13 protein-coding genes are annotated in these 14055 nt (G+C 58.9%); 3 read left to right on the top strand and 10 right to left on the bottom strand.

The features are described from left to right. Nucleotides 1–11 precede the first annotated feature (11 nt). From PMI11_RS06515 to PMI11_RS06525, 3 genes are all read right to left on the bottom strand, one after another. Complete coding sequence (locus PMI11_RS06515; protein WP_007814701.1) at nt 12–833, bottom strand: carbohydrate ABC transporter permease; 822 nt, start codon at nt 831–833, stop codon at nt 12–14. A gap of 4 nt (nt 834–837) precedes the next feature. After that, on the bottom strand, nt 838–1737 hold the full coding sequence (locus PMI11_RS06520) for a carbohydrate ABC transporter permease (RefSeq protein WP_007814702.1): 900 nt from the start codon (nt 1735–1737) through the stop codon (nt 838–840). 137 nt (nt 1738–1874) lie between these two features. Further along, complete coding sequence (locus tag PMI11_RS06525; protein ID WP_007814703.1) at nt 1875–3170, bottom strand: ABC transporter substrate-binding protein; 1296 nt, start codon at nt 3168–3170, stop codon at nt 1875–1877. A gap of 374 nt (nt 3171–3544) precedes the next feature. Here PMI11_RS06525 and PMI11_RS06530 point away from each other — a divergent pair, with 374 nt between their 5' ends. After that, complete coding sequence (locus PMI11_RS06530) at nt 3545–5023, top strand: FAD-dependent oxidoreductase (protein ID WP_007814704.1); 1479 nt, start codon at nt 3545–3547, stop codon at nt 5021–5023. A 49-nt stretch (nt 5024–5072) separates the two neighbouring features. Here the strand turns inward: PMI11_RS06530 and PMI11_RS06535 are convergent, their stop codons facing one another. The 5 genes from PMI11_RS06535 to PMI11_RS06555 all read right to left on the bottom strand — a co-directional run bounded on the left by PMI11_RS06535 (nt 5073) and on the right by PMI11_RS06555 (nt 10437). Continuing rightward, nucleotides 5073–6167, bottom strand: a complete 1095-nt coding sequence (locus PMI11_RS06535) for a questin oxidase family protein (protein WP_063826298.1) — start codon at nt 6165–6167, stop codon at nt 5073–5075. Nucleotides 6168–6437: 270 nt separating this feature from the next. Next, nucleotides 6438–7271 carry a DeoR/GlpR family DNA-binding transcription regulator gene (locus tag PMI11_RS06540; RefSeq protein ID WP_007814708.1) on the bottom strand — a complete coding sequence of 278 codons (834 nt, stop codon included), beginning with the start codon at nt 7269–7271 and terminating at the stop codon, nt 6438–6440. 162 nt (nt 7272–7433) lie between these two features. Next, the gene (locus PMI11_RS06545; protein WP_007814711.1) at nt 7434–8117 is read right to left on the bottom strand and encodes an HAD family hydrolase; all 684 of its coding nucleotides are present in this window, start codon (nt 8115–8117) and stop codon (nt 7434–7436) included. Further along, nucleotides 8114–9622 (bottom strand): FGGY-family carbohydrate kinase, encoded by a 1509-nt coding sequence (locus PMI11_RS06550; protein WP_007814713.1) that lies wholly within the window; start codon nt 9620–9622, stop codon nt 8114–8116. The genes PMI11_RS06545 and PMI11_RS06550 overlap by 4 nt, the downstream gene beginning before the upstream one ends. A 14-nt stretch (nt 9623–9636) precedes the next feature. Beyond that, on the bottom strand, nt 9637–10437 hold the full coding sequence (locus tag PMI11_RS06555) for a BtpA/SgcQ family protein (protein ID WP_007814715.1): 801 nt from the start codon (nt 10435–10437) through the stop codon (nt 9637–9639). A 161-nt stretch (nt 10438–10598) separates the two neighbouring features. On the opposite strand from PMI11_RS06555, the gene PMI11_RS06560 reads away from it, so the two are divergent. After that, entirely contained in the window at nt 10599–11384 is a 786-nt protein-coding gene (locus PMI11_RS06560; protein WP_007814716.1) for an SDR family NAD(P)-dependent oxidoreductase, read from the top strand. Nucleotides 11385–12037: 653 nt separating this feature from the next. Then, on the top strand, nt 12038–12592 hold the full coding sequence (locus PMI11_RS06565) for a hypothetical protein (protein WP_007814717.1): 555 nt from the start codon (nt 12038–12040) through the stop codon (nt 12590–12592). 191 nt (nt 12593–12783) lie between these two features. Here the strand turns inward: PMI11_RS06565 and PMI11_RS06570 are convergent, their stop codons facing one another. Both PMI11_RS06570 and PMI11_RS06575 read right to left on the bottom strand, forming a co-directional pair. Next, the gene (locus tag PMI11_RS06570) at nt 12784–13392 is read right to left on the bottom strand and encodes an alkylhydroperoxidase domain protein (protein WP_007814718.1); all 609 of its coding nucleotides are present in this window, start codon (nt 13390–13392) and stop codon (nt 12784–12786) included. 10 nt (nt 13393–13402) lie between these two features. Then, complete coding sequence (locus tag PMI11_RS06575; RefSeq protein WP_007814719.1) at nt 13403–14047, bottom strand: CMD domain protein; 645 nt, start codon at nt 14045–14047, stop codon at nt 13403–13405. Between the last annotated feature and the right edge of the window lie 8 nt (nt 14048–14055).

Here is a 14055-nt window from a genome sequence, read left to right on the forward strand (position 1 = left end):
GGATCTGGGTCCTACTGTACGCCGTTCGTAGCGCCCTGAACGAAGTAGCGATTCATGAACAGCGCCATCAGGACAATCGGAATTGTTGAGAAGTGGGCGAGCGCGCCGAGCGTGCCCCAGGTGATGTCCTTGGTACCATAGGCGGTCAGCAACGCGACCGATATCGGCTTGGAATCGAGTGTCGTGAGGAACATCGGATGAAGGAAGTCGTTCCAGGAAAACATCATGCAGAACAGGGCGCAAGCGATCATGCCCGAACGGGTGGTCGGCACAGCGACCTTGAGGAAGGCACCCATCTGCGTGCAGCCATCGGTCAGTGCCGCCTCTTCCATATCTGGAGGCAGCGACTTGAAGTAGGAGAACATCATCCAGGTCACGAAGGCACAGTTGAGCATGGTGTTGAAAACGATGACCGCCCACCAGCTTCCGAGCAGGCCGATGTCCCGCATGAGCAAATAGAAGGGGATCAGGGCGGCGATTGCCGGGATCATGCGGATTGCCAGGAAGAAATAGGCAAAGCCCGCGGCATACCGGGATTTCGATCTTGCCAGAGCATAGCCTGCGGGAGTGCCGAGCAGCAGCGACAGAAGCGTCGTGCCGACGCTGATGACAAGCGATGAGCGCACCAGCGAGAATACGTCGAAAGCCGCAAAGGCCTTGCGGAACTGGTCGAGCGTTGGCTCGAAGAACAACCGCGGCGGCACGGAGAAGATCTGGTTCGAGGGCTTATAGGCCGTGGAAATCAGCCAGCATACCGGCAGCAGGAAGAGCACGGTGATGGTGAGAATGGTAGTCCGCTCGAGAAAGACGCGTCGTTTGGAAACCATGGCCATCGCATTACTTCCCATTGATCCGCACATCGGCGCGGCGCACCACAAGCATCAGCGCGGTCGCCATCAGCGCTATAAACAGCAGTGTGACGTTGCCGACCGCCGACGCATAGCCGACATTGAAGAATTGCAGCCCTTCCTTGACGCCGAGCATCATCAACGTGTTCGTGGCGTCGTCGGGTCCACCCCCGGTCGTGACGAAGACGGAATCGAACACGCGGAAGGCATCCATGCTTCTCAGCGTGAGCGCCAGGAAAACCGATGGCAGCATCAACGGCAGGATGAGCATCCGAAAGCGCTGCCAGGCCGTTGCGCCATCGACCAGCCCCGCCTCCAGCACGTCTGCCGGCAGCGCTTTCAATCCTGCGAGCAGGATCAGCGCCATCAGGGGCGTCCATTCCCAGCAATCGATAAAGATCAGCACCCAAAGCGCCGTGCTGCCGTCCGTCAGCAGGCCGCTGCGCGGCCCGATCCCGGCCTCTGACAGGAAGTAGCCGATCATACCGTAGTCCGCACCGAGCAACGCCTTGAAGATCAGGCCGACCACAAGCGGGGTGATCGTGGCTGGAATGAGCAGGAAGGCAAGGACGATGCGATTAAAGCGACTGTCGCGCCACAGGAGCAGCGCAAGGCAGAAGCCGAAAACCAGCTGCAGCCCGACGCTGAAGATCGTGAACTGAAAGGTATTGAGAATGGCCTTGCGGGCCGACGGATCCGAGAAGATGTCGAAGTAGTTCTGGAGGCCGACGAACTGGGTGCGGGCCGGACGCAGAAGATGGTATTTATAGAAGCTGTACCAGATGCCCTGTCCAAGGGGCCACAATCCTACAGCTGCGACATATATGACGGCGGGCGCGGCCATGAAGAACAGGAAAAACCTGCGGCGGTCTGAGAAGCTGTAGCGCACAGGTCCAACGCTCCACTCTAAATTCGGCAGGCTATCACGGGAACAGCCAGCGCCTGTCATATGGCTCGCAACTTTACTCAGGTTGCATTGAAGGTCGGCCCGCCACCCTTTCCTCGGATGGCGGGCGTCAAAGTCTGTCAGAACAGTTTTTCGGCTGCCGCCTGGGCTTTGTCCAGCGCATCCTTTGGCGTAACCGAGCCAGAGAGAGCCGAGTTCACGGCAGTGCCAAGCAGATCCTGGATTTCCGGATACTGGGGAATGCGCGGGCGGAATTCGCCATTGCCGTGCTCATAAGTTTCCTTGAGAACCGGCAGGAAGTCGAATTTCGCGTTGAGATCAGGGTCGTCGAGCTCGCTCTTGCGGATGAAGCCACCCGCCCCGAGCATGTTGAACTCCTTGTGGACCTTCTTGCTGCTGATCCACTTGATAAATGTCCAGGCAGCGTCCTGCTTGGAGGCGTCGATGTCGGCATTGATCGATAGACCCCAGCCGCCGACGCCGTATTGCGGCGTCATGCCCGTTGCGACCGGAGCGACCGAAATGCCAACCTTGCCGACCACGTTGGAGACCTTCGGATCGGAATAGGACGTCGCACCGACGGACCACGTCTGCATGAAGGCTGCGAGCCCCTGACGGAAACTTTCTTCGCGACCGCCCCAATCGTATTCGATTGCGCCGGGAGGTGCTGCCTCCGTGAAGAGCTGCTTGTAAACCTCGAGGCTCTTGATATTGGCTTCGGAGTTCAGCGCCGGTTTGCCATCCTTGTTGAGAATTGAGCCGCCAAGCTGATTGTTATACTGCATCCAGTCCTGTGCGACCGCAGGCCCCTTCTGGCCATTGGCGACAAAGCCATACTGCTTCTTGGACGGGTCGTTGAGTTTCAGGGCGTCCTGGACAAGCTCTTCCATGTTCGCCGGCGGCTTCAGGCCGGCTGCTTCCAACAAGTCCTTGCGATAGGCCAGAACGTTGGCATAGGCCGCAAGCGGATAGGCAACATATTTGCCGTCATATTGCCCGAGCGATTCAAGGATCACCGGATAGATATCGTCGAGATCGAGCTCCGCCGCATCGCGCTTTACCCTGTCGGTCAGGTCAACCGTATACTTGTTCTCCGCATAGGCGCCCGCCCAAACGATGTCCATGGTGACAAGGTCATAGCCCTTGGTGTCGCCAATGAAGTCGGCGGTCGTCTTGGTCAGCAGCGTGCCATAGTCCATGATCTCGACCTTGACGTCCGCGCCCGTCTCCTCCTTGAAGGCTGGGGCGAGCGCCTGAAGGACGTTCGCGAAGCCGTCGTTCATGGAGGCGATCGTCAGCGTTACGCCATCGAGCGACTTCGCCTCGGCGTAGGCAGCAGAAGCCACGAGCGCGAGCGCCGATACCGCCAGCCTGCCTGCTTTAATGGTCATGCATGGTGAGGATAGTTTCATCATGGATCGCCAACCCCTTCTGTTTTTGAACCGGATGAAGGCAGGTTAGCTATGACCACACTCAAGTCAAACAAAAATTCACATCTATCACAAAAAACATACCGAAGTCCATCTCTCTGATTAATCCTTTTGCAGGATGATCAATGCGTAGCCGCGGTCTGATTTATTTTAAGGCAGTAGCGTCTAGTTTTTCATCTTATTGTTTTCGCAGAGATATTTCTCCATTCTATATTTCCTCGTTTCGTTCTCAGAAGGGAGCGGCCGTTTGCGTTGCGAAGGAGAGTGCGTGTGCGAAAAAAATGAAAACAACACAATCAAACACTTTACAACTTTCCCTCTCTCGATACCTTGGTGTCGTTTCCCGGAGAAATGTCGCCATGCAGCCATCGCCAACGGATGTTTCAGCCTCACACCGCCCCGCATATGGTGCCGCGGCCGTCGCCGCACTTGAAGCGCAGGTTGCGCGCGACCTCGCAACGATAGAAGTCGGCCTGCGCGAGTGGGTGCCGGAACGACGCCGCGCATCCGGCGAGGCGATATCAGATGTCGTCATTGTGGGAGCAGGCCTCTCGGGCCTGTCGGTTGCGTTCGGGCTGAAGCGGCAGGGCGTCCAGCGCGTACTCCTCATCGATGCTGCACCGGAAGGCCGCGAAGGACCCTGGATCACCACGGCGCGCATGCGCACATTGCGTTCGCCCAAGACCCTCACCGGGCCGGATCTCGGAATTCCGTCATTGACCTATCGGGCCTGGCACGAGGCTACATATGGGTCGCAACATTGGGAGACGCTGGACAAGATCGATCGGATCGACTGGATGGCATATCTCAGCTGGTTCAGATCGGTCCTTGCACTCAATGTTTACAACGATACAAAACTGATCCGGATCGAGCCCGACGAAGGGCATCTGCGCCTCCTTGTGGAACGAGAAGGAGTGCTAGGAGAGCTTTCCTGCCGCAAGGTCGTGCTGGCCACCGGCCTCGAAGGGGCGGGCAGCCTGAACGTGCCGGACGCAATCCGTGAAAACCTTCCACGTCAGCACTGGACCCATAGCGGTGACGAGATCGATACCGGCTTCTTTGCCGGCAAACAGATCGGCGTGCTCGGTGCGGCCGCATCCAGCTTCGACTGGGCGGTCGCGGCTCTCGAGGCTGGCGCTGAATCCGTGACGGTTCTGGCGCGCTCGACTGTCCTGCCTCGCACGGAACTGCTCGATTGGTCGAATTTCCCCGGCTTTCTCAACCATTTCGCCGATCTCGATGATCACAGCCGCTACAGATTTACCCGGCGGATGTTTGCCTTCAAGACACCGCCGACCAACGAGATGTTCAACCGCGCCATGGCATACGAGGCGTGCCGGCTGGTGACGGGCGCCTATATGCGGTCGGTCGCCATGGAGGGCGAGAAGATTTGCATAGAAACCGCGGCCGGCGATTTTCGGTTCGATCACCTCCTGCTCGGCACGGGCTATCGCGTCGATCTTTCATCCCGGCCGGAGCTTTCTAACCTGATCGGTTCGGTTGCGACATGGGCGAACCGCTTCATCCCGAACGAGGGGGAGGATGACCGCGATCTCCTGGCCTATCCCTATCTGGGCCCGGCTTTCGAATTCCTGGAGAAGACGCCGGGCTCTTTGCCGATGCTCGCCAACATCCATGTCTTCAACAATGCGGCGATCCCGAGCCTTGGGCCTGTGTGCAACGGCATCACCGGACTGAAATCCGGCGTGCCGAAACTCGTTGCCGGCATCTGCCGCGGCCTCTTCAAGGCCGATATCGAGCATTTCTACCGATCGCTCGACGGCTACGACAAGATCCATTTCCAGCCGGAATATTGCTTCGACGGTGGCGCTGCCTGAGGCACCGGCCCGTCATCTGTCCTCAGGGCGCTAAGAATACGCCCGACGTTCAGCCCGTGACTTGCCCCTGAAGGGCATTCGCATCGAAATCGATTAAGCCCATGCGGCGCGCGGCGACGACCTTGTAGAGCGGATCGCCGGTATCGCGAAACTCCTCGAATGCCGAAAACACCAGCGAATGGTCGTGTTCGTCATTTGAGGCGACGGCAGCGGCGGCAATAATCTCATCCGGCGGCACCCGCACGGTGCGCCATTGGTCGAGAACCTCCGGCGAGGGCAGCGTCGGCATATCAATCTTGGTATAGAGCGCCATGACGACTTCCCAGAAATGCATGGCGAGGCGTTGCGGCTCATCCAGATGGGGACTGACGAGCCGCAGCCAATGGCAGCCGGTGACGGCATGCAGCGCCTCGAAACTCATTGTCGCCGCAAAGAGCGCAAGGGATGCGGGACGCATGCGGCCCAGCAGATCCGGCGACGGCGCCAAACGCCCGAGCCGCTCCCGAAACGCCGGCACCTTGCCCACGGCCTCGATCCATTTCCAAAGCAGATAGGTCGGCGCATCGATATTGCGAAGCCGCGGATCGGCATGCATGTCGAGCAAAAGAGAGACCGGATCGATGGCGTCGCGCCGGCGATCGGCCGGAATGGCGTCGTAAGACAGGTAGGTGGCAGCCCAGTAGCCGAGCGCGACGGCAATCTCGGTATCGTCGCTGCGAAGCACCGCATAGGCGAGCCTCATCAATCCATGGGTGGCGGAAGCGGCAACGCCGGGAAAGAGGCGTGGCAGGTAACGTCGGATGGCTGCGTGCCCGCCTATCTCGCCAACGACCCCCTGGAAGAAGCGCCGCAGGTCGCCCTCATGCTCGCGCTGCCCCAGCACCGTTTCCCAGTTCGAGGCATCGAGCTGTCCGAGCTGCGCCGCCGGAAAGGGAACGGCATGAATGCGCGTGTAATGCTCCGCATATTCTTCCAGCCGCGCGGGTGAAGCGCCGAGCCGTCCCATGGCTTCGAGCACCATGGGAAGATGGTTGGCAAGCAGGACCGGAAACTCGCCGCTGTGGCGGCCGATATCGGCGATCAACGAGGGCAGCCGCTCGCCCGCCGACGGATCGGGATAAATGCCTTTCAAGGAAGTGAACATGATCGCGCGCACCGTTTTTCTGTCCGGAGACTTTTGCCCATTGGAAATGAGCCATAGGGCTCAATTCACGAATAAAGAACAATCTCTAACAAAAAGCAACAAATAGCAACCTGCCCTCCCCCGCTCCGGGGGAATTTCCAGCGCATTATCGTTCGCACGCTCACTGCATGCAATGCGCATTTACGTCTTAAAAGGACAAGCAAGTTCTCAGCAAGCAATCGTGATCCGAATTTAGGGACACTGCGTCGTAGACATGCGGAACTGGTCCGGTCAATTGGCGACGATAATTTCCACGTTTGCGTTGGTCAGCGCCCTGTAGAGATCGCCAGTCGGCATTTCGTCACAGATAAGCGTAGTGAACTCCGTCAACGCCGCCACATACACCAGAGACATGTTGTTGAATTTGGTTGAATCGCACAACACCACACGCCGGGACGCTCGTGAAAGATATATACGCTTCATGTCCGTTTCTTCGAACGAATAGTCGAAGATCCCTTCTGGTGTCAGACCGGAAACACCGACGAAGGCCACGTCGAACCACAGGGATTCGAACTGGTTCACGGCGGAAGAACCGCTCGTGGACATTTCCTCGCCGCGGATTCGACCGCCAGCCAGATAGATCTCCGCTCCTCTTCCGGCCAGATGTGCGGCGCTGCGAATGCTGTTGGTGAAGATCTTCGTGTGCGGACGTACCGCCAGGCTTTCCGATACGAAATAGGTGGTCGTTCCAACGTCGAGCGCGATGCTGCGAGCTCCCGCCGCAAGATCGACGGCGGCAGAAGCAATCCGCCTCTTCAGGTTCTCGTTTCGAACAAGGCGGGTTTCGAAGGCTGGCTCTTCGCTGTCGGCACTTTCACTGACAGGCAGCGCCGGCGCACGATCTGGCTTCACCGCGCCGCCATGAGTGCGAATAAGCTTGCCGTCCTTTTCGAGTTCTACGAGATCGCGGCGGACAGTCATTTCCGACACCGAGAGCTGCTGGGCCAGATCGCTTACGGTCACCGAGCCGAAGCGGCCAATCGCTTCGACAATTGCGGCCTGCCTGACCTGCGCCAGGAATTTGGGCCGTTCATTCGTTTTCAACGCCGACTGTTCCCTCGCCATCTGCCTCTTGTCTTTCGTTTGTCGCCAATGTCCGTTGCGACGAAGATAAAAGCTAGCTTAGCCGAAAGGGAAAGCGTTTCAAACAAAGCTTGTTCGAATCAAACACGCCATGCACAGGCGATTATGATCACCTCTGTGGGGAGTACAGGCTGCACATTTCGCCTAACACGTATGGCTGGTTGCATTGCCTGCAGAAAAGAGCGCGGCGACCCCGGCCAGCGCGTCGATCGTCAGATCTGGCCGCCGGTCCGTGTCCTCTTCCTCGAGACCGCCCTTCTGCATGGTGAAGAGCACAGCATAGAGACCTGCGGCCCTGGCGGAGACGAGACCGGTGAGACTGTCTTCGACAGCCACGATCGATGCAGGAGAAAACCCCAGGCGTTCTGCCGCGTTGCGATACGGCATGGGCGAGGGTTTGCCCTCCGCTACATCATCGAGGCTGATCGAAAAACGGATGCAGGAGGAAATGCCCATGGCATCGAGATTGGCGTCGACGACGGGCCTGCAGGAATTGGAAACGCATACTTGCGGAATGCCGATATCGGCGAGCATCCGGATGGTTTCGACCGCTCCTGGCACGGCCTGCAGGCTGTGCCGGTTTTCGATATAGTGGCAATTGATCGCGTCCAGCCATTCCTGTTCTGCGAGCCCTTGCGGCAGGCGGGACTGCAACAGCCTCCAGACGTCGCCCATGTGGACGCCGCGAAACGCCATATCCGGAAGATCGGACAGGTCGACGCCGAAACCCCGCGATGCCGCCACCAGCGCGCGGTGGTGCAACGGCTCGCTGTCGACCAGCGTTCCGTCGATATCCCACGCAACGGCCAGAAAGCCGGCATCACTCACGAGCCGGCTCTCCAGCGCGACGTGAGCCGTTCGTAGAGGTCACGATAGCGGAGGTAACCTTCCCGGTATGAAGCAAGGTTCTCGGCCTGCGGCTGCAGGACTTCGGAGAAGGTGACGAAGCGGGTCACGCCCCGCCAGTCGTCTTCCAGGCCGACGCCGATCGCTGCCGTCCATGCCGCTCCGATGCAGGAGCCAGGATGACCGGACAGGCGCTGGACCGGCGCATTCAGCACATCCGCAACGATCTGCATCCAGACGGTACTCTGCGATCCGCCATCCGACACGAGGAAGCGCCTGAGATGGTGACCCATATCGACCAGAACCTCGATATGGTGGCGAATTGCATAGGCATAGGCCTCCAGGAGAGCTCGCCAGAGATGGCCGATATCGTGCGAAAGCGTGAGCCCTTCAATGACGCCGCGCGCTGCGGGATCATGGATCGGGGTCTTCTCCCCGAGCAGATATGGCAGAATGGTCAGCCCGTCCGCGCCTGCAGATTTGGCAGAGGCCAGGACATCGAGATGCTGGTGAAGGCTTCGCCCCGCGGCCCGCGCCGCTTCCCGCTCGCCTCCGGCAAATGTATCGACGAACCAGTTGAGGGCTGAACCGCCAGTCGACATGCAGCCGTTCGGCATGAACAGGCCCGGCACGAGATGGTAATCCAAAAACAGGCGCGGATCGGGCTTCACGAGATCGGTTGCCGTGAGAATGTCGACCGCTCCGCCGAATTTCAGGAGCACGTCGCCCGCATCGATGACACCTGCTCCGAGAGCCGAGGCGATCATGTCTGCCGCGCCGCCGACGACCGGCGTGCCGACCGCCAGGCCAGTCTCGCTTGCGCCGCGGGCATCGACCAAGCCCATGATCTCGTGCGAAGCCCGCTTGGGCGGAAGGATGTCGGGCCTGACATGGGCAAGGCGGATCAGGTCCTCGTCGACAAGGCCTGTCGAAATATCCACGAAACCTGCTTCCAGCGCCCAGTTCTGCTCTATGGCCCGGCTGCCAGTCAGGCGATAGTTGATGTAGTCGTAGGAGCCGAACACAGTGGCAATGCGGGAGAAGACTTCCGGCTCATGCCGCTCGATCCAGCGCAGCTTGGCCGTGACGAGTTGCTGGTTGATGCCATTGCCGGCCCGCTTGAGAAAATCGGGCTCGTTCCATTCCTGCCGAAGTTCGGCAACCTCCGCCCCGCAGCGGCCATCGCTCTGCTGGATGCTCGGACGCAGCACGTTTCCCTCGCCGTCAAGCAGCACCACAGCCGGCAACATGCCGGTGACGCCGACGGCCTTAACCTCGGACGCTTCGATACCGCTCGCGTTCAGGAGTTCCGTCACGACGGCGCGCACATTGGCCCACCATTCGCCCGGATCCTCCTCGGCCCATCCGGCGTGGGGGGAAGAAAGCGTGACCGGGCGGGTAGCGGTCGCCAATATGCGGTCGGGTAGCCCGACCAGGATGCCGATGGTCGAGGTCGTCCCGATATCCAGGCCAAGAACAACGGTCATGAAGCGGTTCCGTCTCAGCGCAATGTTTCGACTACGTCCATGAAGCGTTTGACGCGGCCTGCGTCAACCGCATTCCAGGTGTTGCCGTCGACCTTGAAATGGGTGCCGATGACGACACCCTGCGCCATGCCGAGAATATCCCGGACGTTGTCGATGTTGACGCCGGTATTGGCGAAGACCGGGACGTCCTTTATGACATCGCAGACATCGCGCAAGTCCGACTGATTGGCCGGCTGGCCGGTAATCGGGCCCGAAACGAGGATCGCATCGGCAAGCGACGAGAAGACGGCGCTCCGGGCGCGAAGAGCAATCGGGCGCTGGTCGAGAGAATGGGCGAATTCCGCGTTGATGTTGAACAGCATCTTCATGTCCTTGCGGCCGAGAGTGGCGCGCAGGCGCGCGGCGCTGGCGCAATCCGGCTGCCACAGTCCCATGTCCGAGGCGAACAGGCCCGTGAAGATCTCGCGCACGAAGCTTGCGCCGGTGACGGCCCCGATGGCGACGCTGGCCAGCGGATCCCACAGGTAGTTAACGCCGAACGGTACTTTCAGCGACGGCTTGATCGCCTGGACGATAGCCGTCATGGCCGCGATGCCTTCCGGCGAGCCCTTGAATACATACGGGCGGTCGTTTTCATTGCCGAACATGATGGCGTCCACGCCGCCGGCCTGGAGCTTCTCCACATCCGACATTACGCCATCGATCAGTTTCTGGACACCGCCATCGGCATCATAGAGCGGAGAACCCGGCAGCGCCCCTATATGGGCCATGGAGATCACGACTTTCTTGCGGGCTCCAAAGCAGTCAAAAACCATTTCCAGATCCTTTAGCGGCGTCAGACTTTTCCGGGCGAAACTACCCGTCCGGTGTGAGATGTCGAAAGCATAGACAGAGAAACGAACGCAAGCAAACAAAAAAAACATTTGATAAGTTCGATTTTGTTTCTTATCGTGGTGCAGCATAATAAGGAGCAGTCATGACCCATCCGAGTTTCCCAGAACTACGCGAGCGCCGTGCCTTCCTTACCGGAGGCGGTACCGGCATCGGTCTTGCCATCGCAAAGGCGCTCGCCCGGCAGGGCGTAACGATCGCCATTGCGGATATCGATGTGCGATCTGCCGAAAAGGCGGCGCAGGAAATCGGAAACGGCGCGATTGCCCTCGAGGTCGATGTGCGCAAGCGCGCCTCGGTGCAGGCGGCTTTCTCGAGCGCGCTGGAGAAACTGGGCGGCATCGATATCCTGATTGCCAATGCCGGGGTTTCGACCATGCAGAAGGCGCTGGAACTGACCGACGAGGAATGGGATTTCAACTTCGATGTGAACACCCGCGGCATATTCCTGACCAACCAGATCGCCGGGCGCCATTTCTCGGAACAAGGCCGCGGCTGCATCGTCAACACTGCATCGCTGGCCGCCAAGGTCGGCGCGCCGCTTCTGGCGCACTATTCCGCAAGCAAGTTTGCGGTGCTCGGCTGGACGCAGGCGCTGGCGCGCGAGCTTGCTCCCCAGGGGATCAGGGTGAATGCCGTTTGCCCTGGCTTCGTCAAGACCGGCATGCAGAGCCGCGAGATCGAGTGGGAAGCCACCTTGCGAAGCATCACGCCGGAACAGGTTTTCAACGAATATGTCGGGCAAACACCGCTCGGTCGCATCGAAACACCTGAGGATGTCGCCGACGTGGTCGTCTTCCTGTGCTCTGACAGCGCCCGCTTCATGACCGGCCAGGGCATCAACGTTACCGGTGGCGTCTATATGACCTGACGGGCCGGGACGGCAGCGAACCTGAGCGCAAGTGCAAAGAGATGCCGCAAAACGGGGTATTTCGGTTTCAGAGCTTTGCGCAGCTGGGTGTCGACGCACAGTCCGGGGATGTCACGTTGTAATGCTTAACGGGTGCGAGGTCTTCAAGCACGTGGCCTGCGAATATCCACTTGCGTGAGGCGAAGCCGTTCCTCAAATGCGCGTCGGCTGGTAATCGCGATCGTTTCTTCCGTTTTATCTGCGAGCACTCGAGCCAACTGTCCGGCTCTTCTTCGCCGTTTATCGGCAAAATCGATTTTTGCTAGAATGAAGCGCCTATCAATAAAAGATCATTCACCATCGCATACAATCATACGTTGACATCGGCAGAAGGGCGCCTGAAGAAGCTACTTCAGATAACATTCCTCAAGTTGCATTTCATACATGTTACACGCTGATTCTTCACACCAACATCTTTCCCTCTTTCAAACCGGCAAGCTGTCCTTGACCCGTCTCTTTCCAGTGTAGCGGGCTCTGCCGTTTTCAGGCAACCTATTGTTTCTACAAGAAATAATTCGTTTCTGGCAAAAAATGAGCAAGTTAAGAGCGCGTTGGCCGCAAGGCGGCTGGCTGCCTCTTTAGATTTATCACTCCAACGTCCTCAGAGAGTTATCATGCGCCTGTCACGGCTTTTCGCGGTATTTCCTCTTTTTGTCCTCCTAACCTCGTGCGTTACCACGGATCCGAGGCTTGTATCGGCGCTGCGGGAGACCTCCGTTACGCAAATCCGTGTGGAAACCGCCCCCGACGTCAGCATGGGAGGCTTCGATCGCGCGCGACCCGATCCGCAGCTACCAGCGGTCGTCCGTGCGCTCGATAATTCGTTGAACCGTGACGTTAAGGGAGTGCCGGGCGGCAAGACCGCGGGCAGGCTGATTGTCACCCTGCACATTGTCGATGTTTCCAGCAAGGCCGGACGCATCATTGCCGGCAATGACAGCTATATCTCCGGAACGGTTCGCTTGGAGGACGCAAAGACGGGCCGACTGATTGCTGAGGCTCAAAACATTCGCGGCGAAGACAAGGGAATTCGAGGTGACGGGGAAATCGGGATTGTCATAGCCATGGCGATCAACGCCGCGCAGTCTTCCCAGACGGAGGATGCTCTCGCAAAGAGACTATCGGATGCCTTCAGCCGCCACGTGAAGGCCTGGCTGACGCAAAAATAGATCCGGCTTGCAGCGCTCGACGCGGTCGAAATTTGTCGGCTTAATAGAAAAAGGCGACCGTTACGTTTTCAAGGCAATGCAGGAACAAAATTCTATTGTTGGCGATCGCTGGCGGCGCTTATCGTCGGAAAGCCTTCGCAACCGTCGCGGGCGGGACCTTTCGGGTCCCGCCTCAACCTTCGAGATGGATACTACCGGCCCGCGGGTGTCGGCTCACCGAGCGAGAGCATCAGTCGGTTCGCCCAATTGAAGAAGGCTGCCCCGTGAATAACGTCGGCAATCTCCAGGTCCGACAGCCCCTCCTCCCGAAGACCCACAATATCCTCAACGTCGAACTCCGTGGGCGTTGCGGTGATCGCGACCGATGCCGCGACAACCGCGTTCCAGCGAGGGCTGCCGAGATCCACTTCTGTGCCTTCCTTCAGAAGCCGTTCCACGTTTTCGGTGCGCTTGGAGTGATGGGAGGCAAACCGCGAGTGGACGGATGCGCAGAAGATGCAGCCGTTCGTACGCGAGGCGGCCGTTGCGGCAAGTTCCCTTTCCGCACGAGGCAGGCCGGACGTCGTATTATAAAATATGTCCTTGTCCGTCTTCGTGCGCGCCTCCAGCGTGTCCGGATCTCGAACGAGCAGCATGAAGTATGGAGACTTGGACCGCGCAGCATCCACAAGTCCTGCCCAATGCCGGTCCGTAAGATCGGATTCGAAGAGAGGTTCAAGCCAAGGCGTCCAGCCGATTTCATCTTGCGTGAAGATGTTCGGAGAATTTTCGACGTTCGGACGAATAACTGATTCAGTCATATCAAGCTTCCTATTCTGCGGCTGCCGACGAGGCGGCCTGTCCGGCGCCAGCGGCGCCAAGCGCCTTGAGCCCCTTGATCACCCTGATCTGGAACGAGAGAAACGCGACGATCTGCGAGAGCGTGACGATCCCGGTCGTCGACCAGCCTGCATCCAACAGCGTCTGAAGTGCATTCGGGCTGGCATCGCGTGGGCGAAACACCAAGAGATGGGCGTGCTCCAATCCTGCGCTCAGTTTCTCTCCCAACACCGCGCGGCCAATATCGGACACGGCAAAGACAAGCCCTTCCTTGTTTTCGGCGGATAAAGGACCCTCGGGATAAGAACCATAGGGACCGTTGGTCACGCCATTATCCACTTCGGCTCTCACCGCGCCAGAAAGGGAAGATCCTCCGACTAATTCGTTAAGACCAGCATCGTAAAGCCCGCTCGCTTCGTCGGCCTGGTGGAGCCCGGCGATGAAAGTGGCGAGTGCCAGTCGCTCTCCACGGGTAACATCGCCTTCTTCGCGGGGCTCGAACAGAGCCAGATAGCTCTTCTGCGCATTGAGCTTGGTTTCCGGCCGCTCGGCACGAATTCGATCCACGAATGAGCCAGGTTCTATCCCGGCCAGAAGATCGATCACATCTTTTGACGATGACTTTGATGACGGCATGGAATTTC

It is taken from the genome of Rhizobium sp. CF142, assembly GCF_000281145.1.
In the GTDB taxonomy this organism is placed as follows: domain Bacteria; phylum Pseudomonadota; class Alphaproteobacteria; order Rhizobiales; family Rhizobiaceae; genus Rhizobium.